Source organism: Pseudomonas sp. D47, from assembly GCF_045447305.1.
Lineage (GTDB): Bacteria > Pseudomonadota > Gammaproteobacteria > Pseudomonadales > Pseudomonadaceae > Aquipseudomonas.
On sequence record NZ_JBJGXU010000045.1, the window covers coordinates 23,841 to 47,880 of the forward strand.

The 24,040-nt window shown below is 55.3% G+C and carries 22 protein-coding genes; 6 read left to right on the forward strand and 16 right to left on the reverse strand.

The window, feature by feature from the left end:
• Window positions 1-4 precede the first annotated feature (4 nt).
• From atpG to rpmH, 16 genes are all read right to left on the reverse strand, one after another.
• Window positions 5-865 (reverse strand): F0F1 ATP synthase subunit gamma, encoded by an 861-nt coding sequence (gene atpG, locus ACI77I_RS23510; RefSeq protein WP_083356000.1) that lies wholly within the window; start codon window positions 863-865, stop codon window positions 5-7.
• Between the two features lie 50 nt (window positions 866-915).
• Complete coding sequence (gene atpA, locus ACI77I_RS23515) at window positions 916-2,460, reverse strand: F0F1 ATP synthase subunit alpha (protein WP_094949086.1); 1,545 nt, start codon at window positions 2,458-2,460, stop codon at window positions 916-918.
• A gap of 21 nt (window positions 2,461-2,481) precedes the next feature.
• Complete coding sequence (locus ACI77I_RS23520) at window positions 2,482-3,018, reverse strand: F0F1 ATP synthase subunit delta (protein ID WP_003213551.1); 537 nt, start codon at window positions 3,016-3,018, stop codon at window positions 2,482-2,484.
• A 12-nt stretch (window positions 3,019-3,030) separates the two neighbouring features.
• On the reverse strand, window positions 3,031-3,501 hold the full coding sequence (locus ACI77I_RS23525; protein WP_083355998.1) for a F0F1 ATP synthase subunit B: 471 nt from the start codon (window positions 3,499-3,501) through the stop codon (window positions 3,031-3,033).
• A 56-nt stretch (window positions 3,502-3,557) separates the two neighbouring features.
• Window positions 3,558-3,815 carry a F0F1 ATP synthase subunit C gene (gene atpE / locus ACI77I_RS23530; RefSeq protein WP_002555987.1) on the reverse strand — a complete coding sequence of 86 codons (258 nt, stop codon included), beginning with the start codon at window positions 3,813-3,815 and terminating at the stop codon, window positions 3,558-3,560.
• Window positions 3,816-3,948: 133 nt separating this feature from the next.
• A complete protein-coding gene (atpB, locus tag ACI77I_RS23535; protein ID WP_017736231.1) occupies window positions 3,949-4,818 on the reverse strand; it encodes a F0F1 ATP synthase subunit A in 870 nt (289 codons plus the stop codon).
• 16 nt (window positions 4,819-4,834) lie between these two features.
• On the reverse strand, window positions 4,835-5,242 hold the full coding sequence (locus ACI77I_RS23540; RefSeq protein WP_010565865.1) for a F0F1 ATP synthase subunit I: 408 nt from the start codon (window positions 5,240-5,242) through the stop codon (window positions 4,835-4,837).
• Window positions 5,243-5,390: 148 nt separating this feature from the next.
• Complete coding sequence (locus tag ACI77I_RS23545; protein ID WP_094949087.1) at window positions 5,391-6,263, reverse strand: ParB/RepB/Spo0J family partition protein; 873 nt, start codon at window positions 6,261-6,263, stop codon at window positions 5,391-5,393.
• A gap of 9 nt (window positions 6,264-6,272) precedes the next feature.
• Entirely contained in the window at window positions 6,273-7,070 is a 798-nt protein-coding gene (locus ACI77I_RS23550) for a ParA family protein (protein ID WP_094949088.1), read from the reverse strand.
• 18 nt (window positions 7,071-7,088) lie between these two features.
• A complete protein-coding gene (rsmG, locus tag ACI77I_RS23555; protein WP_094949089.1) occupies window positions 7,089-7,733 on the reverse strand; it encodes a 16S rRNA (guanine(527)-N(7))-methyltransferase RsmG in 645 nt (214 codons plus the stop codon).
• The gene (gene mnmG, locus ACI77I_RS23560; protein WP_094949098.1) at window positions 7,730-9,622 is read right to left on the reverse strand and encodes a tRNA uridine-5-carboxymethylaminomethyl(34) synthesis enzyme MnmG; all 1,893 of its coding nucleotides are present in this window, start codon (window positions 9,620-9,622) and stop codon (window positions 7,730-7,732) included. Before mnmG ends, rsmG begins: the two co-directional genes overlap by 4 nt.
• A 552-nt stretch (window positions 9,623-10,174) precedes the next feature.
• Complete coding sequence (gene mnmE, locus ACI77I_RS23565) at window positions 10,175-11,545, reverse strand: tRNA uridine-5-carboxymethylaminomethyl(34) synthesis GTPase MnmE (RefSeq protein WP_406998535.1); 1,371 nt, start codon at window positions 11,543-11,545, stop codon at window positions 10,175-10,177.
• Between the two features lie 79 nt (window positions 11,546-11,624).
• A complete protein-coding gene (gene yidC, locus ACI77I_RS23570) occupies window positions 11,625-13,304 on the reverse strand; it encodes a membrane protein insertase YidC (RefSeq protein ID WP_263274228.1) in 1,680 nt (559 codons plus the stop codon).
• A gap of 2 nt (window positions 13,305-13,306) precedes the next feature.
• A complete protein-coding gene (gene yidD / locus ACI77I_RS23575; RefSeq protein ID WP_083355989.1) occupies window positions 13,307-13,552 on the reverse strand; it encodes a membrane protein insertion efficiency factor YidD in 246 nt (81 codons plus the stop codon).
• Window positions 13,545-13,949, reverse strand: coding sequence for a ribonuclease P protein component (gene rnpA, locus ACI77I_RS23580; RefSeq protein ID WP_218193654.1), 405 nt, complete (start codon window positions 13,947-13,949; stop codon window positions 13,545-13,547). Before rnpA ends, yidD begins: the two co-directional genes overlap by 8 nt.
• 16 nt (window positions 13,950-13,965) lie before the next feature.
• Complete coding sequence (rpmH, locus tag ACI77I_RS23585; RefSeq protein ID WP_003213577.1) at window positions 13,966-14,100, reverse strand: 50S ribosomal protein L34; 135 nt, start codon at window positions 14,098-14,100, stop codon at window positions 13,966-13,968.
• 585 nt (window positions 14,101-14,685) lie between these two features.
• Between rpmH and dnaA the strand changes: the two genes are divergently transcribed.
• From dnaA to ACI77I_RS23615, 6 genes are all read left to right on the forward strand, one after another.
• On the forward strand, window positions 14,686-16,206 hold the full coding sequence (gene dnaA / locus ACI77I_RS23590; protein WP_242153663.1) for a chromosomal replication initiator protein DnaA: 1,521 nt from the start codon (window positions 14,686-14,688) through the stop codon (window positions 16,204-16,206).
• A gap of 38 nt (window positions 16,207-16,244) precedes the next feature.
• Complete coding sequence (gene dnaN, locus ACI77I_RS23595; RefSeq protein ID WP_083355987.1) at window positions 16,245-17,348, forward strand: DNA polymerase III subunit beta; 1,104 nt, start codon at window positions 16,245-16,247, stop codon at window positions 17,346-17,348.
• A 20-nt stretch (window positions 17,349-17,368) separates the two neighbouring features.
• Window positions 17,369-18,472, forward strand: a complete 1,104-nt coding sequence (gene recF, locus ACI77I_RS23600; protein ID WP_094949093.1) for a DNA replication/repair protein RecF — start codon at window positions 17,369-17,371, stop codon at window positions 18,470-18,472.
• 4 nt (window positions 18,473-18,476) lie between these two features.
• A complete protein-coding gene (gyrB, locus tag ACI77I_RS23605) occupies window positions 18,477-20,894 on the forward strand; it encodes a DNA topoisomerase (ATP-hydrolyzing) subunit B (RefSeq protein WP_094949094.1) in 2,418 nt (805 codons plus the stop codon).
• Window positions 20,895-21,589: 695 nt separating this feature from the next.
• The gene (locus ACI77I_RS23610; protein ID WP_406998536.1) at window positions 21,590-22,228 is read left to right on the forward strand and encodes a transposase; all 639 of its coding nucleotides are present in this window, start codon (window positions 21,590-21,592) and stop codon (window positions 22,226-22,228) included.
• On the forward strand, window positions 22,209-24,040 hold a 1,832-nt coding region (locus ACI77I_RS23615; protein WP_406998537.1), incomplete at its 3' end, for an integrase. The genes ACI77I_RS23610 and ACI77I_RS23615, both read left to right, overlap by 20 nt.

Consider the following 24,040-nt stretch of genomic DNA (forward strand, 5'->3'; position numbering starts at 1 on the left):
ACCGTTAAACCGCGGCAGCGCCGCCGACGATTTCCGAGATCTCTTGGGTGATCGCAGCCTGACGCGCCTTGTTGTAGATCAGCTGCAAATCGCTGATCAGATCACCGGCGTTATCGGTAGCGTTTTTCATCGCGATCATCCGCGCCGCTTGTTCAGCTGCGTTGTTCTCGACCACCGCCTGGTACACCTGCGACTCCACGTAGCGCACCATCAAGCCATCAAGCAGCTCTTTGGCGTCTGGTTCGTAGAGGTAGTCCCAGTGGTGCTTGAGTTCCTGATCCGGAGTCGCCACCAGTGGAATCAATTGCTCCACGGTTGGCTGCTGGGTCATGGTGTTGATGAACTTGTTGGATACCACGGACAGGCGGTCAATCCGGCCTTCCAGGTACGCATCCAGCATCACCTTCACACTGCCGATCAAATCATTGATCGACGGCTCTTCACCCAGGTGGCTGATAGCTGCAACGACGTTACCGCCGAAGTTACGGAAAAAGGCCGCACCCTTGCTACCAACAACACACAGATCGATCTCGACGCCGTTTTCGCGGTTTACCGCCATGTCCTTGACCAGGGCCTTGAACAGGTTGGTATTCAGACCACCGCACAAACCACGGTCACTGCTCACTACCACATAACCCACACGCTTAACGTCGCGGTCGATCATGAACGGGTGGCGGTATTCCGGGTTGGCGTTGGCCAAATGCCCAATTACCTGGCGGATACGATCCGCATAAGGACGGCTAGCAGCCATGCGCATTTGTGCCTTGCGCATTTTGCTGACCGCCACTTTTTCCATGGCGCTGGTAATCTTTTGCGTGCTTTTGATGCTCGCAATCTTACTGCGAATCTCTTTTGCGCCTGCCATGTAACACCTATCAGGTTAGCAAGCGGGAGCCTTGCGGCTCCCGCTGCGGCTTACCAGGTTTGGGTGGCCTTGAACTTCTCGATACCGGCTTTCATGCCAGCATCGATATCGTCATTGAAGTCACCCTTCACGTTGATCTTCGCCATCAATTCGGCGTGATCGCGGTTGAAGTAAGCAATCAGCGCTTGTTCAAAGCTGCCGACCTTGGTGATTTCAACGTCGGTCAGGAACCCACGCTCAGCGGCATACAGCGACAACGCCATGTCAGCGATCGACATTGGGGCGTATTGCTTCTGCTTCATCAGCTCGGTAACGCGCTGACCATGCTCAAGTTGCTTACGGGTCGCTTCGTCCAGGTCAGAAGCGAACTGGGCGAATGCCGCCAGTTCACGGTACTGAGCCAGAGCGGTACGGATACCACCGGAGAGCTTCTTGATGATCTTGGTCTGAGCGGCACCACCCACACGGGATACCGAAACACCGGCGTTCACTGCAGGACGGATCCCGGAGTTAAACATGGCCGATTCCAGGAAGATCTGACCGTCGGTGATGGAAATCACGTTGGTCGGAACGAACGCGGAAACGTCGCCAGCCTGGGTTTCGATGATCGGCAGTGCGGTCAGGGAACCGGTTTTGCCGGTCACTGCGCCGTTGGTGAACTTCTCTACGTACTCTTCGGATACGCGGGATGCGCGCTCCAGCAGACGGGAGTGGAGATAGAACACGTCGCCTGGGTAAGCTTCACGGCCTGGTGGACGGCGCAGCAGCAGGGAAATCTGGCGGTAAGCCACTGCTTGCTTGGACAGATCGTCATAAACGATCAGCGCGTCTTCACCGCGGTCGCGGAAGAATTCACCCATGGTGCAACCGGAGTACGGTGCCAGGAATTGCAGCGCAGGAGATTCCGAAGCACTGGCAGCCACGATGATCGTGTTGGCCAGGGCACCGTTTTCTTCCAGCTTGCGAACCACGTTGGCGATGGTCGATTGTTTCTGACCGATTGCAACGTAGACGCAGAAAATGCCGCTGTTCTTCTGGTTTATGATCGCGTCGATCGCCAGAGCGGTTTTACCGATCTGACGGTCACCGATGATCAGCTCACGCTGGCCACGGCCGACTGGGATCATGGCATCGACAGCCTTGTAGCCAGTCTGTACAGGCTGGTCTACCGACTTACGCCAGATCACGCCTGGAGCAACTTTCTCGACCGCATCGGTCTCGGTGTTGTTCAGCGGACCTTTGCCGTCAACTGGGTTACCCAGTGCGTCGACTACGCGGCCCAGCAGTTCCTTACCAACCGGAACCTCCAGGATGCGGCCGGTGCACTTGGCGCTCATGCCTTCAGCCAGACTGGTGTACGCGCCCAATACAACGGCACCTACGGAGTCTTGCTCCAGGTTGAGAGCCATACCGTAGACGCCGCCCGGAAACTCGATCATCTCGCCGTACATTACGTCGGCCAGACCGTGAATCCGCACGATGCCGTCAGATACGCTGACGACTGTGCCTTCGTTACGGGCTTGGGAGGTCACATCGAGCTTGTCGATGCGGCCCTTGATAATTTCACTTATTTCGGAAGGATTGAGTTGCTGCATTGCTCTGCTGCCCCTTCAAACTCAAGATTTCAATGCTTCGGCAAGATTCGCGAGTTTGCCGCGAATCGAGCCATCGATAACCAGGTCGCCGGCGCGAATGATGACACCACCAATCAGGGTGGCATCCTCCGCAACTTGCAGGCGCACTTCCCGGTCGAGTCGTGCACTGAGAACCTTGGCGAGTTTGTCTTGCTGTTCTTGGTTCAATGCGAAAGCACTGGTCACTTCAACGTCTACCGACTTCTCTTGCTCGGCCTTGTACAGGTCGAACAGAGCGGCGATCTCCGGCAAAAGCGGGAGACGGTCGTTTTCGGCAACGACGTGGATGAAGTTCTGCACTTTCACATCAAACTTGTCGCCGCACACGTCAATAAACGTGGCGGCCTTGTCTGCGCTCGTCAGTCGCGGGGCCTTGAGCACGCGCTGCATGGTGTCGTCTTGCGACACTGCTGCAGCCAGGCCGAGCATGGCTGACCAAGAGGCCAGCTGCTGGTGGGCCTGGGCGTGCTCGAAGGCTGCCTTAGCGTAAGGTCGGGCCAACGTGGTCAATTCTGCCATGATCGCCCTCGCTTAAATTTCAGCAGCCAGTTTGTTTACCAGCTCCGCGTGCGCGTTTTGATCGATTGTGGCACCCAGGATCTTCTCAGCACCGCCGACGGCCAGAGCACCCAATTGGGCACGCAGCGCATCTTTGACACCGTTCAGTTCCTGCTCGATCTCGGCCTGAGCCTGAACCTTCACACGGTCAGCGTCGATACGGGCTTTTTCAACAGCCTCTTCAACGATCTGATTACCGCGTTTCTTGGCTTGCTCAATGATTTCAGCTGCCTGTGCCTTAGCATCGCGCAGTTGATGGCCCGCTTTCTCTTGGGCCAACTCCAGGTCGCGAGCTGCACGGGTGGCAGCGTCCAGTCCATCCGCGATCTTCTTTTGACGTTCATGCAAAGCTGCGATGACCGGAGGCCATACGAACTTCATGCAGAAAACGACAAAAATCAAGAACGCTAAGGACTGACCAATAATGGTTGCATTAATGTTCACGCCAATACCTCGCTCGTTCGTTGCACAACACACCAATCACTCGAAAAAACGAGTGATTAACCGGCGAGTTGACCAACGAAGGGGTTCGCGAAGGTGAAGAACAGAGCGATACCAACACCGATCATGGTCACGGCGTCGAGCAGGCCGGCAACGATGAACATTTTAACTTGCAGCATTGGCACCATTTCTGGCTGACGCGCTGCGCCTTCCAGGAACTTGCCGCCGAGCAGGCCGAAACCAATGGCAGTACCCAGGGCGCCCAGGCCGATCAACAGTGCAACAGCGATAGCGGTTAGACCAACTACAGTTTCCATCTTTCCTCCCGACTTTTACGTCGTATGGTTTAGGTATTTTAGATTTTAAAGCGGTAAAACAAATCGTTTCATAGCCCTGTTGGGCCACCTTCCCGTGTTACCGGGAAGGACATCAGACTAGTCGAGACTGGTCTTAATGGTTCTCTTCGTGCGCCATCGACAGGTAGACGATGGTCAGCATCATGAAGATGAAGGCCTGCAGGGTGATGATCAGGATGTGGAACACAGCCCACGCCCACTGCAGAACAATGCCCAGGCCGCTAAGCCAGAGCAGGCCGCTGCCGAACATCACAGCGATCAGAATGAACACCAGCTCGCCGGCATACATGTTGCCGAACAGTCGCAGGGCCAGGGAAATTGGCTTGGCGATCAGGGTCACGAATTCCAGCAGGAAGTTCACCGGGATCAGCAGGGCTTGAACAAAGATGTTCTTGCTGCCAAACGGGTGCAGGGTCAGTTCGCCGATGAAACCGCCGATGCCCTTGATCTTGATGCTGTAGAAAATGATCAACGCGAACACCGACAGGGCCATGCCCAGGGTAGCGTTCGGGTCAGTGGTCGATACGGCACGGAATGGAATGTGCGGGTCGCCGGAAATCGCCATGGCCAACTGAGGAATCCAGTCCACCGGGATCAGGTCGACGGCGTTCATCAGGAACACCCAGACGAAGATGGTCAGTGCCAGCGGCGCAATCACCGGGCTGCGGCCATGGAAGCTGTCTTTCACGCTGCCATCGACGAATTCGACCAATACTTCAACGAAGTTCTGCAAAGCACCTGGCTGACCGGAAGTCGCCTTCTTTGCCGCCATGCGGAAAATCAGGACGAAGATCAGACCCAATGCGACCGACCAGCCCAGAGTATCCAGGTGGAAAGCCCAGAAGCCCATTTCTTTGGCTTCTGCTGCGGAGTGGGCGAAGCCCCAGCCGCCGTTGGGAAGCTGACCGAAGGTCAGGTTCTGCAAGTGGTGCTGGATATAGCCCGAAGCGGTTGTTTCTGCCATGGTTGCCTCAAACGCCCTAAGGTTTCGAAAGTCTTGTTTTCATTAGCAGGGGAGCGAACCAGCTGACCAGTTGGGTCAACACGAAGACGCCGAATACAGCCAGCGGCGCCAATGGCTTCACACCTGCAAAGGTCAGTGCAAACAGCACTGCCGTCAAAATCAGTTTCCCTGCTTCGCCGGCATAAAAAGACCGGACGATAGCCTGGGCTGCTCGGGCGCCGGAAAACCGAAAGGCCCTATGAGCAAAATACATATTGGGCAGCAAGGCTATCAGGCCTCCGCAGAGTCCTGAATATCCGGCTACGACTCCATGCCAATACCAAAGCGCCAATGCGGCGATCAGCAAAATAACAAATTGAGCCAATAAAACCGGGAAAACGGCCAAGCGATGGAACGGCAACGTGTTTGGCGTGCGGGTTTCCATCACTCTTGCTCCTCAATGGTCGGCTGCCGAGAATCAATAACTTGGCATAATTTGTGCCGACAAAATGCGCGCAGAGTATAGGGGCGGTTCTGCCCCTATTCAACTGTCAGGTAGTGTTTTCCGATCACACGCTACATAAGCAAATGTTTCAGCGGATGTGGGCAAGGACGCCCTGAAGCTCATCGAGTGAGTTATATCCGATGACTAATTGCCCCTTGCCTTTCTTGCCGTGGCGAATTTGCACCGCAGAGCCCAGGCGCTCAGCCAGGCGCTGCTCGAGGCGCGCGATGTCCGGATCAGGTTTGGCGGTTTCGACCGGTGCAGGTTTACCGCTGAGCCACTGGCGAACTAAAGCCTCAGTCTGACGAACGGTAAGGCCTCGTGCGACAACGTGTCGCGCCCCTTCAACCTGTTGATTTTCCGGCAAACCGAGCAAAGCACGGGCATGACCCATTTCCAGGTCGCCATGGGACAGCATGGTCTTGATGACTTCCGGCAGCGCAATCAGGCGCAACAAGTTGGACACGGTCACGCGGGACTTGCCCACTGCATCCGCGACTTCCTGCTGAGTCAGTTTGAATTCCTGCTGCAAACGCTGCAGGGCGATCGCTTCCTCGATTGGATTGAGGTCTTCACGCTGGATGTTCTCGATCAACGCCATGGCGATGGCGGTTTCGTCCGGCACATCGCGCACCATCGCCGGGATGGTGTCCTTGCCGGCCTGTTGGCTGGCACGCCAGCGGCGTTCACCGGCGATGATTTCAAAGCGACCACCGCCAATCGGGCGGACCACGATCGGCTGCATCACGCCCTGGGCCTTGATCGAATTGGCCAGTTCTTCCAGCGCCTGGGGGTCCATGTCCCGGCGTGGCTGGTATTTGCCGCGCTGGATCAGGTCCAGCGGCAGGTGTTGCAGCTCGCGCTCGTCGGCCTGCACCGCTTGTTCTTCAAGCGAAGTGACAGTCGGACCACTCAGCAGTGCATCCAGTCCACGTCCGAGACCTCGTTTCTTGACGGCCATGGGGGTTCCTTAAGTTGGCTGGGCTGCAGCGGTGCGTGAGTTACGGCGTTGACGGCGAACCATCTCGCCAGCCAGCGCCAGGTAGGCAATGGCTCCACGCGATGATTTGTCGTACGCCAGCGCGGGCATGCCATAGCTTGGCGCTTCGGCCAAACGGATGTTGCGTGGGATCACGGTGTCGTAAAGCTGTTCGCCAAAGTGTTCCTTGAGCTGCGCCGACACATCGTTCATCAGGCTCAGGCGCGGGTCGTACATGGTCCGCAGCAGGCCTTCGATTTTCAGGTTGGGGTTGAGCAACTCAGCGATACGCTTGATGTTATCCACAAGGTCGCTCAAGCCTTCGAGCGCGAAGTACTCGCACTGCATGGGGATAATCACCCCATCTGCCGCGACCAAAGCGTTCAACGTGAGCATCGACAGCGACGGAGGGCAGTCGATCAAAATGTAATCGTAGTTCTCGCGGATCGGCGCCAGGGCGCTGCGCAGACGGCTTTCTTTCATCTGCATTTCCAGCAGCACCACTTCCGCCGCGGTCAAATCGCGGTTGGCCGGCAGCAGTTGATAACCGCCGTGCTCGGAGTAGTGCATGGCCTGGGCCAGGTCGCACTCGCCAATCAGCAAGTCATAGACCGAGTTTTCCAGGCCGTGTTTATCCACACCGCTACCCATGGTGGCGTTGCCCTGTGGATCGAGATCGATCAACAGCACCCGGCGCTTGGTCGCGACCAGGGATGCTGCGAGGTTGATGCAGGTGGTGGTTTTGCCCACGCCACCTTTCTGGTTCGCTATCGCGAATACCTTAGCCATTCTTGCTTGTGTTCCCAATCATGCCGTGCGGCGCAGTATCAGCAGATGGCGTTGGCCTTGGCAACCGGGTACGGCCAAGGCGTGTTCGCTATCGAGGTGGAAGTCTGCCGGCAATGCTAACAGCTCGTCGCTTGGATGAACGCCCTTCATTGCCAGCCAACGGGTGTCGCGGTCGCCTAAGTGGCGGGTCCAGTTGCTGAAGTTCTCCATGCTGCTGAATGCCCGGGAAACAATTCCGTTGAAGGGCTGCTGCGGCGTGAAGGCTTCGACGCGACTGTGGATAACTTGAAGGTTATCCAGCTTGAGTTCGAGTTTGACCTGGGTCAGGAAGCGGGTTTTCTTGCCGTTGCTGTCCAGGCACGTGACTTGCGACTCTGGAAACAGGATGGCCAACGGGATGCCAGGCATGCCGCCGCCACTGCCAACGTCCAGCCAGCGGCCGTTTTCGATAAACGGCATCACGCTCAGGCTGTCGAGCAAATGACGCGAGACCATTTCGTTCGGGTCGCGCACCGCCGTCAGGTTGTAAGCCTTGTTCCATTTGATCAACAGGGCCAGGTAGCCCAGCAGCAACTCATGCTGGGCATCGGTCAAGTGCACACCCAACTGGCGTGCACCTGTGGATAACTCTTCGGCGTGTTGCGAGGTGACCAACGAACTCAAGCGCTTTGCTCCAACTGACGGCCCGCGCCGCGTTTTTTCAAATGAATCATCAACAGCGAAATGGCTGCCGGGGTGACGCCGGGAATACGTGAAGCCTGGCCGAGTGTCTCCGGCCGAGTTATCCCCAGCTTGCTTTGGATTTCTTTCGACAGCCCGGAAATCCCGGTGTAGTCGATATCCACAGGCAGCTTGGTGTCTTCACTGGCGCGCAGGCGAGCGATCTCATCCTGTTGGCGGTCAATGTAACCGGCGTATTTGGTCTTGATTTCAACTTGCTCGGCGACCTGTGGGTCTTCTGCGCCGTGGCCAGTCACTTCGACCAAACCAGCGTAGTCGATTTCCGGACGGGACAGCAGGTTTAGCAAGTTGTATTCGTGGGTCAGCGGCGTGCCGAATTTTTCGGCAATCGCGTCGCCCTGCTCGGTGCCCGGGCGAACCCAGGTACTTTTCAGGCGCTGCTCTTCCAGCGTGATGCTTTCGCGTTTTTTGCAGAAAGCGGCCCAGCGTGCGTCATCGACCAAGCCCAACTCGCGACCTTTTTCGGTCAGGCGTAGGTCGGCGTTGTCTTCACGCAGGATCAGGCGATATTCCGCCCGGGAGGTGAACATCCGGTACGGTTCCTGGGTGCCCAGGGTAATCAGGTCGTCAACCAACACGCCGATGTACGCCTCATCGCGACGCGGGCACCAGCTGTCTTTGCCCTGTGCACGCAGTGCCGCGTTGGTCCCGGCCAGCAAACCTTGGGCGCCGGCTTCTTCGTAACCGGTGGTGCCGTTGATTTGCCCAGCGAAGAACAGGCCGCCGATCACTTTGGTTTCCAGGCTGTACTTGAGGTCACGCGGGTCGAAGTAATCGTACTCGATGGCGTAGCCAGGGCGAACGATGTGCGCGTTTTCCATACCGCGAATCGACTGCACGATCTGGATTTGCACGTCGAACGGCAGGGACGTGGAAATCCCGTTCGGGTACAGCTCGTGAGTGGTCAAGCCTTCGGGTTCGATGAAGACCTGGTGGCTTTCCTTGTCGGCAAAGCGGTGGATCTTGTCTTCAATCGATGGGCAGTAACGCGGGCCAATGCCTTCGATCACCCCGGAATACATCGGCGAACGGTCGAGGTTCGCGGCAATGATTTCGTGGGTTCGGGCGTTGGTGTGGGTAATCCAGCAGCTCACCTGTTTGGGGTGCTGCTCTTTGGAACCCATGAACGACATCACCGGGATCGGTGTATCGCCGGCTTGTTCGGTCATCACCGAGAAATCCACAGAACGCCCGTCGATACGCGGCGGGGTCCCGGTTTTCAGGCGGCCGACGCGCAGCGGCAATTCACGCAAGCGTTTTGCCAGGGCAATCGACGGCGGATCACCAGCGCGGCCACCGGAATAGTTCTGCATACCGATGTGGATAAGTCCGCCGAGGAACGTACCGGTGGTCAACACCACGGATTCTGCGAGAAAACGCAGGCCCATTTGGGTGACTACACCGCGTACCTGATCCTGTTCGACGATCAGGTCATCCGCTGCTTGCTGAAATATCCACAGGTTCGGCTGGTTTTCCAGGGTTTCACGTACCGCGGCCTTGTACAGGATGCGGTCTGCCTGTGCCCGAGTAGCCCGTACGGCCGGGCCTTTGCGGCTGTTGAGCACGCGAAATTGAATACCACCTTTGTCGGTAGCCGTGGCCATGACGCCGCCCAGGGCATCGATTTCCTTGACCAGGTGGCTTTTGCCGATCCCGCCAATGGCGGGGTTGCAACTCATGGCACCGAGGGTTTCCACGTTGTGCGTCAGCAACAGGGTTTTGACGCCCATGCGTGCTGAGGCCAGTGCTGCCTCGGTACCGGCATGACCGCCGCCGATGACGATCACTTCAAAACGGGAAGGGAAATCCACCACGCACCTCGTGCCTGCTTATGTAGGTAATTAGGAATTGATTGGTTGAGCTGGTTTTAGAGCAATGGCCGCAAGTATAGGGACTTAGCCCTTCCTAAAGAACCCTTTGCACAAAATTTAACCAGCTGTGGATGAATCACAGACAATAGAAATTAAAAGAGAGAACTTTATAAGCTCTTTGTTTTTATGTTTATTTCTACTGAGCCTACTTTCTGTGGATAGATCTCTACAGCCCTTTATTTACGTTGTGTACAGCGATTCAAAAGTCTGTGGTCATGTGCCAATGAGGCCCTTGGATAAGTGCTTTAAGCCTGTGGATTAAACAGGTGGTTATCCACAAGGGGGTTTTTACTCAGGTTTCAAGCCCTGTTATCAACTGGGCACAGGGGCGGTTATTCACAGGGCTTAATCCACAGAAAAGTGCTCACGCGACCAAATAACGCCCACGCAAAAACCGCCACAACCTGGGTGGTGAATCAGAAGATGCAATGGAATGCCCTCAAGCGGGCGAAACAGACAGGCGCGAATGGCCTGTCTGTGGACAACGAAGGGTTATTTACCGATACAGAAGCTGGAAAAGATCCGCCCCAGCAAATCATCTGAGCTGAATGCGCCAGTGATCTCACCCAACAGCTGCTGCGCCTGACGTAAATCCTCAGCCAGCAGCTCCCCTGCCCCCGCCAAGGTCAGCTGTGCCCGACCGTGCTCCAACGCCGCGCTGGCATGGCGTAGCGCCTCCAGGTGCCTGCGGCGTGCACTGAAGCTGCTTTCCGAGGTTTGCTCATAGCCCATGCAAGCCTTGAGGTGGTCGCGCAGCAATTCCAGACCATCGCCGGCCGACTTTGCACTCAGGCTGATGGTGACGTGGCCATCCTCGCTGGTTTCCATGGCGATGGCTTCACCCGTCAGGTCGGCCTTGTTACGGATCAACGTCACGTTGGCCGGGTCCGGCCGCTGCTCGAGGAATTCCGGCCACAAGGCAAAAGGATCCACAGCCTCTGGCGCCGTGGCATCCACCACCAGCAGCACCCGATCTGCTTCGCCAATGGCCTTGAGGGCGCGTTCTACCCCGATCTTTTCCACCTGGTCATCGGTGTCGCGCAAACCGGCAGTGTCGACCACGTGCAGCGGCATGCCGTCGATGTGGATATGTTCACGCAGAATATCCCGGGTGGTGCCGGCAATCTCGGTAACGATGGCCGCCTCGCGACCTGCCAGGGCATTCAGTAGGCTCGACTTGCCGGCATTCGGTCGGCCGGCAATCACCATCGTCATACCGTCACGCAGCAGGGCGCCCTGCCCGGCTTCGCGCAGCACTGTGGATAACTCATCACGGACTTTATCCAGCATCGCCAGCACATGCCCATCGGCGAGGAAGTCGATTTCTTCCTCCGGAAAATCAATCGCGGCCTCGACGTAGATACGCAAGCTGATCAATTGCTCGGTCAGGTTATGCACACGCAATGAAAAGGCGCCCTGCAATGAGCGCAAAGCGTTGCGGGCTGCCTGTGCAGAACTCGCTTCGATCAAGTCGGCAATGGCTTCAGCCTGAGCCAGGTCGAGTTTGTCATTCAGGAATGCACGCTCACTGAATTCTCCCGGACGCGCCAAGCGGCAACCCAACTGCAGGCAGCGCTGCAGCAACATATCCAGCACAACCGGGCCGCCGTGGCCCTGAAGTTCCAGCACATCTTCACCGGTGAACGAGTTGGGGCCTGGAAAATACAGCGCCAAGCCTTCATCCAACACCGTTTCATCGGCATCCAGAAAGGGGCCGTAATGCGCGTATCGGGGTTTCAACTCGCGGCCGCTGATGGCCTGGGCTGCCACGCTGGCCAGCGGCCCGGAAATTCGAACGATACCGACACCGCCGCGACCTTGAGCGGTAGCGACAGCAGCGATGGTTTCACGAGGAGCGCTCATCAGCAGGTTCCAAAATAAAAGTGACGGAAAGCAAAACGCCCCACTAGGGGGCGTTTTGAGTGGTTATCCACAGAGTAAACTACGCCGCAGCTTTGGTAGCCGCTTCGATTTTACGCGTGATGTACCACTGTTGAGAGATCGACAACACGTTGTTGACCACCCAGTACAGCACCAGACCGGCTGGGAACCACAGGAAGAAGAAGGTGAAGATGATTGGCATCATTTTCATTACCTTGGCCTGCATCGGATCCGGCGGAGTCGGGTTCAAGCGCTGCTGGATGAACATGGTCGCGCCCATGATGATCGGCAGGATAAAGAACGGGTCTTTGATCGACAGGTCAGTTATCCACAGCATGAACGGAGCCTGGCGCATTTCCACGCTTTCCAGGAGAACCCAGTACAGCGACAGGAACACGGGCATCTGTACCAGAATCGGCAAGCATCCACCCAGCGGGTTGATCTTCTCTTTCTTGTACAGCTCCATCATGGCCTGCGACATTTTCTGCCGGTCATCACCATGTTGCTCTTTCAGAGCGGCCAGTTTCGGCGCCACAGCACGCATGCGTGCCATCGACTTGTAGCTGGCTGCCGACAGAGGGAAGAAGATCCCTTTGATCAGCATGGTCAGGAAGATGATCGAGAAACCCCAGTTACCGACGATGCTGTGGATATGTTGCAGCAGCCAGAAGATCGGCTGGGCAATGAACCACAGAATGCCGTAATCCACAGTCAGTTCCAGACCTGGGGACAACTCTTTCAGTACAGCTTGGCTTTTCGGGCCGGCATACAGCGTGGCGCTGGTTTCAGCCTTGGCACCTGGCGCGACGGTCAACGCCGGGCCAGTAAAACCAATGATGTAGTTGCCTTGGCTGTCTTTGCGGGTTTGAACCAGGTTGGCTTCACCCTTGTTCGGGATCCATGCGGTCACGAAGTAGTGTTGCAACCAGGCAACCCAGCCGCCTTGTACAGTCTCTTTCAGCGAGCCCTTGTCGATATCTTTCATCGACACTTTTTTGTACGGCTCGCCACTTGTCCACAGGGCTGCGCCCAGGTAAGTCGCGGTGCCGGTGGCGGTGCTGGAAGAAGGATCGGCACTGTTGTCACGCTTGAGCTGGGCAAACAGGTTGCCCGTCCACGGTTTGGCGCTTTCGTTGTCGATCAGGTAAGTGACCTTCAAATCGTACAAACCACGGGTGAAGCTGAAACGTTTGATGTAGTTGATGCCGTCCTGACTGAATTTCAGGTCAACATTCAACTGGTTCTGGCCATCAGCCAGTTGATAAGTCTTCTGTTCGGTCGAATAAACCGGACGACCGGTAGCACGAGCATCCGGACCGTCAGTGCCGGTCAGGCCACTTTGTGCCAGATAAGTACGTTCACCACCGTTGTCGAACAGTTGGAACGGTACATCTGGATGGTCTTGACGACGCGGATACAGCGGCAGTTTCAACTGCGCGATATCACCACCTTGTGGGTCGATAGCCAGGTCGAGCACATCCGTTTTCACGTGGATGAGGTCTTTGTTGGTGACCACTGGCGTTTCTAGAGGGGCGCTTGTCTCGCCATTCGCGCTGGGAACATCGGCACTCGCGGACGCATTGTTACCCAGTGGGGTGTCCGGAATAGCCGGCGCAGCCTGATTGGTAGCAACATTCTGAGTCGGCAGGGCAGCTTGGCCGTAGTCCTGGTTCCACTTAAGAACCATGACGTAGGACACGATTGCCAGGGCGACGATCAGGATCGTGCGTTTAATATCCATGATTACTCGGCCATCGAAGAAGAACGGGAGGTAGGGATAGGCGGAACCGGGTCATAACCACCGGGATTCCACGGATGACAGCGGCCTAAACGACGAAAGGCCAGCCAGCCACCGCGCAGAAGACCATGATTTTCTATGGCCTCTAACGCGTAGCAGGAACAACTGGGGTAGAAACGACAGTGGTCAGCCATCAGAGGACTAATGGCATAGCGGTAAAACTGGATCGGAACGAGGGCCAGTTTACGCATTGGTGCTGTCTACCCCTACAGTTTCGGTGCTGACTGCTGGTGCTGGCTTGTTGGTACGCGCCAAACGTTTCCAGAGCTTGCCGAAATGCTGAATCAATTCGGGGTTTTCTACGTCCCCCAAGCCTTTGCGCGCGACGATAACAATATCCCAACCAATCAGAGTTTCCTGGTGGAGGCGAAACGATTCGCGCATCAGACGCTTGAGGCGATTGCGCTCAACGGAGAGCTTTACGCTCTTCTTGCCGATCACCAACCCGAGACGGGGGTGATCCAGATCGTTGTTACGCGCAAGGAGCAGGAGATTTTTCCCCGGAACCTTGCCGGTGGGGGAGTCAAAGACTGCCTTGAAATGCCGGGGGGTTAGCAGACGCTTTTCCCGACTGAAGTCCTGACTCACCACCAGTACCGGATTATCAAACTGCCAGACGCGCACGACCTTTGGCGCGGCGACGCGACAGGACAGCACGGCCGTTCTTGGTAGCCATGCGAGCACGGAAGCCGTGAGTACGGGCGCGTTTGATGGTGCTTGGTTGGAAAGTACGTTTCATGGCGTTGTTACCTGGTTCGTCCACAACGGGCCGGAATGGCCCCCGTTTTAAGAGACCGGCGATTCTAGAGAAAGCAAGCCTCTAGGTCAATTTCCAACCAGCTTTTCCTTTAATTAGTTCTTCGCAGGCATTCAGGCCTTTTCTGTTCGCTGGCCGTTCATGAGCAATGCCATAGATATAAAAATAAAGAAGGAAGTTATTTAAAGCTTTTCTGTAAAGCTTATAAAAGCTAGGGAGGCGATTATCTGTGGATAACTGCCTTGAGCCCATATTCTGCGTGATGTACAGAGGATGACAACTAGGCGGGGAAACGGTGCTTAGCCTGTGCTGCGCTATCGGATAAGCTGTGGGTGGAATGGCTTGTTATCCACAGGCCAGTTACCCACAGACTTTCGACCCCACTTGTACAACGAGCTTAGGGGCGCTTATCCACAGAGCTTATGCACAGACCATTGGTCGCCTTTTTTACGGTTAACGCATTGATTTTGGGTGCCCTGTGCGCAACCTACATGTGGATAAGTGGACGGCTGGCCGCTACAATGGCGGCTGTTTTTGCCTCACCGGCTTTCAACTTAGGGGATATCCGTGTCAGTGGAACTTTGGCAGCAGTGCGTGGAGCTTTTGCGCGAAGAGCTGCCTGCCCAGCAATTCAACACCTGGATCCGTCCGCTACAGGTCGAAGCCGAAGGCGACGAGTTGCGTGTCTACGCGCCGAATCGTTTTGTTCTCGATTGGGTTAATGAGAAGTACCTGAGCCGCGTTCTCGAATTGCTCGATGAACACGGCAACGGCCTTGCGCCTGTGCTTTCTTTATTAATAGGCAGCAAACGTAGCTCTGCACCTCGTGCAGCGCCGAATGCACCGTTGGCGGCGAGCGCCTCGCAGGCTCAGGCCGCTGCGGTACCTGTTAATAACTCGCCTGCGCAAATTGCCCAGACGCCTTCGAAATCCTCGGCACAGAAAAACGCGCCTATAAATGAAGAGCCGTCCCGCGACAGCTTTGACCCGATGGCCGGCGCCAGCTCTCAACAGGCACCAGTTCGTGCCGAACAGCGCACCGTCCAGGTAGAAGGCGCGCTCAAGCACACCAGCTACTTGAACCGCACGTTCACCTTTGAAAACTTTGTCGAAGGTAAATCCAACCAGTTGGCCCGCGCGGCTGCCTGGCAGGTCGCCGACAACCCCAAGCACGGTTACAACCCGCTCTTCCTTTATGGCGGTGTCGGTTTGGGTAAAACTCACTTGATGCACGCTGTGGGTAACCACCTATTAAAGAAGAACCCGAATGCCAAGGTCGTGTACCTGCACTCGGAGCGCTTCGTTGCTGACATGGTCAAGGCCTTGCAGCTCAACGCAATCAACGAGTTCAAGCGGTTCTACCGCTCCGTTGATGCCTTGCTGATCGATGACATTCAATTTTTCGCTCGCAAGGAACGTTCTCAGGAAGAGTTTTTCCACACCTTCAACGCCCTGCTCGAAGGCGGCCAGCAGGTCATCTTGACCAGCGACCGTTACCCGAAGGAAATCGAAGGCCTGGAAGAACGCTTGAAGTCGCGTTTTGGCTGGGGCCTGACCGTTGCGGTAGAGCCGCCGGAACTGGAAACCCGCGTCGCGATCCTGATGAAGAAGGCCGACCAGGCGAAAGTCGATTTGCCGCATGACGCTGCTTTCTTCATTGCCCAACGCATTCGCTCCAACGTGCGTGAGTTGGAAGGCGCGCTCAAGCGCGTCATCGCTCACTCGCACTTCATGGGCCGCGACATCACCATCGAGTTGATTCGTGAATCCCTGAAAGACCTGCTGGCGCTGCAAGATAAGCTGGTGAGTGTGGATAACATCCAGCGCACCGTGGCTGAGTACTACAAGATCAAGATTTCCGACCTGCTGTCCAAGCGCCGCTCGCGTTCGGTGGCACGTCCACGTCAGGTAGCGATGGCGCTCTCCAAAGAGCTGACCAACCACAGCCTGCCGGAAATCGGTGATGTGTTTGGCGGTCGCGACCACACCACGGTCTTGCACGCGTGCCGCAAGATCAACGAACTTAAGGAATCCGACGCGGATATTCGCGAGGACTACAAGAACCTGCTGCGTACACTGACTACTTGATGACACCAGCGCAGCTTATTAAGGCAAGGGACTAGACCATGCATTTCACCATTCAACGCGAAGCCCTGTTGAAACCCCTGCAACTGGTCGCAGGCGTCGTCGAGCGCCGACAGACCTTGCCGGTGCTCTCCAACGTATTGCTGGTTGTCGAAGGCCAGCAACTGTCCTTGACCGGTACCGACTTGGAAGTCGAGCTGGTCGGTCGTGTGCAGCTGGAAGAGCCTGCTGAACCGGGCGAAATCACTGTGCCGGCGCGCAAGCTGATGGACATCTGCAAAAGCTTGCCTAATGAAGCGCTTATCGACATCAAGGTCGATGAGCAGAAGTTGGTGGTCAAGGCCGGCCGCAGCCGTTTTACGCTGTCCACGTTGCCAGCCAATGACTTCCCGACTGTCGAGGAAGGCCCTGGCTCGCTGACCTGCAGCCTGGAGCAAAGCAAACTGCGCCGTTTGATCGAGCGCACCAGCTTCGCCATGGCTCAACAGGACGTTCGCTACTACCTCAACGGTATGTTGCTGGAAGTCTCGGAAGGCATTATCCGCGCCGTGGCCACCGACGGACACCGTTTGGCGATGTGCTCAATGCGTGCCGATATTGGTCAGCCGGATCGGCACCAAGTGATCGTCCCGCGCAAAGGTATCCTCGAATTGGCGCGTCTGCTTACCGAGCCGGATGGTAACGTCAGTATCGTTTTGGGCCAGCACCACATTCGCGCCACCACCAGTGAATTCACGTTCACTTCCAAATTGGTCGACGGCAAGTTCCCGGATTACGAGCGCGTACTGCCTAAAGGCGGCGACAAACTGGTGATCGGTGATCGTCAGGCCCTGCGTGAAGCGTTCAGCCGTACCGCGATTCTGTCGAACGAAAAGTACCGTGGTATCCGTCTGCAACTGGCCAACGGTCAGCTGAAAATCCAGGCGAATAACCCGGAGCAGGAAGAAGCGGAAGAAGAAGTGGGCGTTGACTACAACGGCGGCTCGCTGGAGATCGGCTTCAACGTGAGCTACCTGTTGGACGTACTGGGTGTAATGACCACCGAACAGGTTCGTCTGATTCTGTCGGACTCCAACAGCAGCGCCCTGGTGCAAGAATCCGATAACGACGACTCGGCTTACGTTGTTATGCCGATGCGTCTGTAATCATGTTCAGCAGAAGCTAGATGTCCCTCAGTCGCGTCTCGGTCACCGCGGTGCGCAATTTGCACCCGGTGACCTTCTCCCCTTCCCCCCGCATCAATATCCTCCACGGCGCCAACGGTAGTGGCAAAACCAGCGTGCTGGAAGCCATTCATTTGCTTGGGCTCGCCCGTTCCTTTCGCAGCGCCCGTCTGTTGCCGGTGATTCAGTACGAGCAATTGGCGTGCACAGTGTTTGGCCAAGTCGAATTGGCTGAAGGCGGCCATAGCAGCCTGGGGATATCTCGCGATCGCGGTGGGGAGTTTCAAATTCGCATTGACGGGCAAAATGCCCGCAGTGCAGCGCAACTGGCGGAAATTCTGCCATTGCAACTGATCAACCCCGACAGCTTCCGCCTGTTGGAAGGTGCACCAAAAATCCGCAGGCAATTCCTCGATTGGGGAGTGTTCCACGTGGAACCGCGGTTCATGGCCACTTGGCAGCGCCTGCAGAAGGCCCTGCGGCAGCGGAACTCATGGCTGCGGCATGGTACACTTGACGCCGCTTCACAAGCAGCCTGGGACCGGGAACTGTGCCTGGCCAGCGATGAAATAGATGAATACCGCCGCGCCTATATCAAAGCCTTGAAACCAGTCTTTGAGCAGACCTTGAGTGAGTTGTTGGATCTCGAGGGGCTGACGCTGAGCTACTACCGTGGTTGGGATAAAGAGCGTGACCTGAGCGCAGTGCTCGCCACGTCCTTGCAACGGGATCAGCAAATTGGCCATACACAGGCAGGCCCCCAACGGGCTGATTTGCGCCTTAGATTAGGCGCACACAACGCCGCGGATATCTTGTCCCGTGGCCAGCAGAAGTTGGTGGTGTGCGCACTGCGTATTGCCCAAGGGCATTTGGTTAGCCAAGCCCGACGCGGTCAGTGTATTTATCTGGTGGATGACTTGCCGTCTGAACTCGACGAGCAACATCGACGGGCGTTGTGCCGCTTGTTGGAAGACTTACGCTGCCAGGTGTTTATCACCTGTGTAGACCACGAATTATTGAGGGAAGGCTGGCAGACGGAAACGCCAGTCGCCTTGTTCCACGTGGAACAAGGCCGTATCACCCAGACCCACGACCATCGGGAGTGAAGGCATGAGCGAAGAAAACACGTACGACTCGACCAGCATTAAAGTGCTGAAAGGTTTGGATGCCGTACGCAAACGTCCCGGTATGTACATTGGCGACACCGATGATGGTAGCGGTCTGCACCACATGGTGTTCGAGGTGGTCGACAACTCCATCGACGAAGCTCTGGCCGGTCACTGCGACGACATCAGCATTATCATCCACCCGGATGAGTCCATCACCGTGCGCGACAACGGTCGCGGTATTCCGGTAGATGTGCACAAAGAAGAAGGCGTTTCGGCGGCAGAGGTCATCATGACCGTGCTCCACGCCGGCGGTAAGTTCGACGACAACTCCTATAAAGTCTCCGGCGGTTTGCACGGTGTAGGTGTGTCGGTGGTGAACGCCCTCTCCGAACTGTTGGTGCTGACCGTGCGTCGCAGTGGCAAGATCTGGGAGCAAACTTACGTTCACGGCGTTCCGCAAGAACCGATGAAAATCGTCGGCGAAAGCGAAACGACCGGTACCCAGATTCACTTCCGTCCCTCCGACGAAACCTTCAAAAATATCCACTTCAGCTGGGACATCCTGGCCAAGCGGATTCGTGAACTGTCCTTCCTGAACTCCGGTGTTGGCATCGTCCTCAAGGACGAGCGCAGCGGCAAGGAAGAGCTGTTCAAGTACGAAGGCGGTCTGCGTGCGTTCGTTGAATACCTGAACACCAACAAGACTGCGGTCAACCAGGTGTTCCACTTCAACATTCAGCGTGAAGACGGCATCGGCGTGGAAATCGCCCTGCAGTGGAACGACAGCTTCAACGAGAACCTGTTGTGCTTCACCAACAACATTCCACAGCGCGATGGCGGTACTCACTTGGTGGGTTTCCGTTCCGCACTGACGCGTAACCTGAACACCTACATCGAAGCCGAAGGCTTGGCCAAGAAGCACAAAGTCGCCACCACCGGTGACGACGCACGTGAAGGCCTGACCGCGATTATCTCGGTAAAAGTACCTGATCCTAAGTTCAGCTCCCAGACCAAAGACAAGCTGGTGTCTTCCGAAGTGAAGACCGCAGTGGAACAGGAGATGGGTAAATACTTCTCCGACTTCCTGCTGGAGAACCCGAACGAAGCCAAGCTGGTTGTCGGCAAGATGATCGACGCTGCACGTGCCCGTGAAGCGGCGCGTAAAGCCCGTGAGATGACCCGCCGTAAAGGCGCGCTGGATATTGCCGGCCTACCGGGCAAACTGGCTGACTGCCAGGAGAAGGACCCTGCCCTCTCCGAACTGTACCTAGTGGAAGGTGACTCTGCTGGCGGTTCCGCCAAGCAGGGTCGTAACCGTCGCACCCAGGCTATCCTGCCGTTGAAGGGTAAGATCCTCAACGTCGAGAAGGCCCGCTTCGACAAGATGATTTCCTCACAGGAAGTGGGCACCTTGATCACGGCGTTGGGCTGCGGCATCGGCCGTGACGAGTACAACATCGACAAGCTGCGCTATCACAACATCATCATCATGACCGATGCTGACGTCGACGGTTCGCACATCCGTACGCTGCTGCTGACCTTCTTCTTCCGTCAGTTGCCGGAACTGATCGAGCGTGGCTACATCTACATCGCTCAGCCGCCGTTGTACAAAGTGAAAAAGGGCAAGCAAGAGCAATACATCAAAGACGACGACGCCATGGAAGAGTACATGACGCAGTCGGCCCTGGAAGATGCCAGCCTGCACTTGAACGACGAAGCACCGGGTATCTCCGGTGAGGCGCTGGAGCGTCTGGTTAACGACTTCCGCATGGTGATGAAGACTCTCAAGCGTTTGTCGCGCCTGTACCCTCAGGAGCTGACCGAGCACTTCATCTACCTGCCATCGGTAAGCCTGGAGCAGTTGGGCGATCACGCTCACATGCAGAACTGGCTGGCTCAATATGAAGTTCGCCTGCGCACTTCTGAGAAGTCCGGCCTGGTGTACAAAGCCAGCCTGCGTGAAGACCGTGAGCGTAACGTGTGGCTGCCGGAGGTTGAATTGATCTCCCATGGCCTGTCGAACTACGTCACGTTCAACCGCGACTTCTTCGGCAGTAACGACTACAAAACCGTCGTTACCCTCGGCGCGCAATTGAGCACCCTGCTGGACGACGGTGCTTACATTCAGCGTGGCGAGCGCAAGAAGCAGGTCAAGGAATTCAAAGAAGCCCTTGATTGGCTGATGGCAGAAAGCACCAAGCGCCACACCATCCAGCGATATAAAGGTCTGGGCGAGATGAACCCGGATCAGCTGTGGGAAACCACTATGGACCCAGCTCAGCGTCGCATGCTGCGTGTGACCATCGAAGACGCCATTGGCGCAGACCAGATCTTCAACACCCTGATGGGTGATGCGGTCGAGCCTCGTCGTGACTTCATCGAGAGCAATGCCTTGGCGGTGTCCAACCTGGACTTCTGATCAGGTGTAGGTTTTCAAAATAGATGAGAAAAATCTCAAATAGTTGAATCACGCTACACAAAAAAGCCAACGCTCATCAAGCGTTGGCTTTTTTGTATCCGAACCTTTAACTGTTTTTGGATAAGCGATTCAGCTTTATAAAATCGCCGAATTGTTATTAAAAGATCAGAAAATATACGATGTCTATGTCGTTATTCGACAAGTCTATTTTAATAAGTATTTATAGAGCGTTTTTATATATAACACGTAACTATAAGATGACGGTATTTTCAATATTAACGCTATAAAGGAATTGTCAGTAGCGTTAGCTTGGCTTAACATCGTTGGTCTGATTATTGCGTTCCGCTCTCAATCAACATGCCAGTACGTACAAGACGTATAGGGCGAGATTGAGTTGTCGAATTCATGGCAATGCGCGCTATTGTCGGCGTAGACGATTCTTAAAGAAAAAAGAGGAGGATTAGAATGTAAAAACGCGATCAACCTTGGGAGGATGACCGCGCCGGATGCAGCTTAGATTACTACTGTGGTGGCAGTAATCTCTGCTTTTTTTCGACGTGTGTCAACTCTCCCCCAACCCTTCGACCTTATCGAGGCTCCTCGAGGGCACAGTGTTGCCTTTTGAATAGCCTCCATGAGCTCCCTGGCGCTTGCCTGAATCTGCGTCAAGGACTCGTTCGACTTGGAGAAATGTCATGACCGTAAGAAAGGTTGTAACCCGCAGATCCTGCCACTTCCGAGGCTATCTACCCTCACTTAAGAATGGCAAAGCTATCCCTTGGGAATCCCAGCTGGAGGGAGCTTTTCTAAGACTCTTGGAGCTCTCTCCACAGATACTCCGGTACACGGTGCAGCCAAGCAAAGAAACGCTCGTTATGGACGGACGCAACGTTACCTATTACCCAGACGTGTGCGCTGTGTTGTGTGACGGCAGTGAGCGCTGGTTCGAGGTTAAGCCCGCTGCCAGGCTTTTGATACGAAGCGTCAAGCTTCGAATGGAAGCTGCTGCCGTCCATTTCAGGCAAACCGATCGTGTGTTCTCCGTTATTAGTGACACAGTGCTTTTGGCCGACCCGTTTTCTGAAAATCTCCGTGATTTGATGTACTACCGTAGGGGGGAGGTACTCATTAACAGCAGCCTCATAACTGCGAAATCACTATTAAACGCATATCCGCCAAAGACAGTTTTAGAGCTGTGTGAACTAGTCGGTCGTGACACTGCATGGCGCCTGCTTGGACTTGGTTATGTCGGAGTGAACCTCGAAGAAAACTTAACACCCTTCTCTCCAATTTACTTGCAGGGAGGTCACCGTCATGGAAACTTTTTCGCTTAAGTTGAAATTAGTGGTGACGTACAACGGAACCAGGTTGACACTAGTAAAACGACTTAAGAATCGCCAACTGCTTTGGTTAGATGACCTGGGTGAGCCATTCAAAGTGACTGAGGTAGAGTTTTATAAACAATATGAAGCTCGTCAGTTATTTGTGGACGAGGAGCAACAATATCTGGGTGTGATTCCCACGTTTCGGAACGCGCCCCCCGACCTCACTTGCCACCCAAAACATCACTCCGCTGAAGCCATACGCCGGCGGTCCTATCTGACTCGACTCATTGATTGCATCAGTCAAAAGCTACCTTGCAACAAGGATTTAAGAGGGTTGATTCAAGAAACTGCTAGGGAGCTAAACGACTCAATTACCCCGCCGTCTGTTTCTACGGTAAGGCGGTGGTTCGTTCTATTTCAGACGGGAAATGTTGAAAAACTGGTTCCGCTCCATACAAAAAAAGGTCGCCGTCAGCTCATAGTCGGAGAGTTAGAGGATTTGGTGACTGACGTTCTCGACGAAAAGTTTTTCAAGCTCGAGCGGCCCCTGCTATCTACGGCATACGAGGAGTTAAGGACAAAGATCAACGATGTAAACGCGGGTCGCCTTCCTTCGAAAAGGCTCGTGCTGCCGTCGGAGATGAGTTTCAGGCGATATGTAGCCGGCCTGGACAGTTATGAGGTGGATAAGGGGCGTTTGGGGGATCACGCTGCGAATCAACTTCATCGTGAAGCCATTGGAAAACTGGTGGTTAAGAGAATTCTAGATCGCTGGGAAATTGACCACACACCGTTAGATCTCTTGGTGGTGGATCCGGAAACCGGTAGCCACATTGGTAGACCTTATCTCACCATAGTGTTAGATCGTCATTCTCGAATGGTAATGGGGTATCTCATCCATTTCTCAGCCCCAAATACGGAGAGCGTCCTGCGTGTAATCGAGCGGGCGATACGACCTAAAGCAGTCCTCCTCTCCCGTTTTCCTTCGGTGAAATGCGAATGGAGAGCTCATGGACTTCCTGCGCGCATCGTTCCTGACAACGCTGCTGAGTTTCACGCGGAGGACCTAGTTAACGCGTTCAACGAAATGGGAATTGAAATCATGTATCCAGCTTCCCGCGCACCTCAAATGAAGGGGGCTGTGGAGCGTTTTTTTCGTACGTTGAATACTGGTCTTGTGCACTGCCTTCCAGGAACAACCTTCTCAAATAGTCGAGAGCGAGGTAACTATCCGTCAGAAAAACGTGCCTGCCTGACGCTTATGGATTTTGAAGCGGCTTTAGTGAAATGGATCGTTGACGTCTATCAACAGACCTCCCATCGAAGTCTTCCATCAAAAATGAGTCCGGCAGAGTGCTGGCTCCAAGGCGAGTCCAAACGACGAATTTGTCTTCCGACGGATTTGGATGCACTTGAGGCGGTCCTCGCCAGGCGTAAGGAAGCCCAAGTTCACCACTATGGTGTTGAAGTCGGAACTCATCTCTACCATTCACCAGAGCTAGCAGAGCTAAAAATGAAGCTAGCAGATAAGGAAAAAATCCAAGTCCGTTATCGAGACGAATTAGGTCATGTATGGGTTCATGACCGATTCAGGAACGTGTTTATCCAAGTTCCAGCGAAGGACAGACGTATTATTGGTATGAGCCGAGAAACCTATAACCTGGCACGCGCTAAGTTACGTGAGTCTGGAAAATCTTCACCTGAGTTCGATGCAATCAATCAAGCATATCGAGCCATTATGGCTGACGTTGAGGACTTGAAGCGCTCTCAAAAACTACGCGTGCGCCGTGACGCAGCAAAAGTGGGTTTTGATCGTAGCGG

Coding starts and splice junctions, on each gene's coding strand:
- atpG (WP_083356000.1), bottom strand. CDS start 865: ATGGCAGGCGCAAAAGAGATTCGCAGTAAGATTGCGAGCATCAAAAGC.
- atpA (WP_094949086.1), bottom strand. CDS start 2,460: ATGCAGCAACTCAATCCTTCCGAAATAAGTGAAATTATCAAGGGCCGC.
- ACI77I_RS23520 (WP_003213551.1), bottom strand. CDS start 3,018: ATGGCAGAATTGACCACGTTGGCCCGACCTTACGCTAAGGCAGCCTTC.
- atpE (WP_002555987.1), bottom strand. CDS start 3,815: ATGGAAACTGTAGTTGGTCTAACCGCTATCGCTGTTGCACTGTTGATC.
- atpB (WP_017736231.1), bottom strand. CDS start 4,818: ATGGCAGAAACAACCGCTTCGGGCTATATCCAGCACCACTTGCAGAAC.
- ACI77I_RS23540 (WP_010565865.1), bottom strand. CDS start 5,242: ATGGAAACCCGCACGCCAAACACGTTGCCGTTCCATCGCTTGGCCGTT.
- ACI77I_RS23545 (WP_094949087.1), bottom strand. CDS start 6,263: ATGGCCGTCAAGAAACGAGGTCTCGGACGTGGACTGGATGCACTGCTG.
- ACI77I_RS23550 (WP_094949088.1), bottom strand. CDS start 7,070: ATGGCTAAGGTATTCGCGATAGCGAACCAGAAAGGTGGCGTGGGCAAA.
- mnmE (WP_406998535.1), bottom strand. CDS start 11,545: ATGAGCGCTCCTCGTGAAACCATCGCTGCTGTCGCTACCGCTCAAGGT.
- yidC (WP_263274228.1), bottom strand. CDS start 13,304: ATGGATATTAAACGCACGATCCTGATCGTCGCCCTGGCAATCGTGTCC.
- yidD (WP_083355989.1), bottom strand. CDS start 13,552: ATGCGTAAACTGGCCCTCGTTCCGATCCAGTTTTACCGCTATGCCATT.
- rpmH (WP_003213577.1), bottom strand. CDS start 14,100: ATGAAACGTACTTTCCAACCAAGCACCATCAAACGCGCCCGTACTCAC.
- dnaN (WP_083355987.1), top strand. CDS start 16,245: ATGCATTTCACCATTCAACGCGAAGCCCTGTTGAAACCCCTGCAACTG.
- recF (WP_094949093.1), top strand. CDS start 17,369: ATGTCCCTCAGTCGCGTCTCGGTCACCGCGGTGCGCAATTTGCACCCG.
- gyrB (WP_094949094.1), top strand. CDS start 18,477: ATGAGCGAAGAAAACACGTACGACTCGACCAGCATTAAAGTGCTGAAA.
- ACI77I_RS23610 (WP_406998536.1), top strand. CDS start 21,590: ATGACCGTAAGAAAGGTTGTAACCCGCAGATCCTGCCACTTCCGAGGC.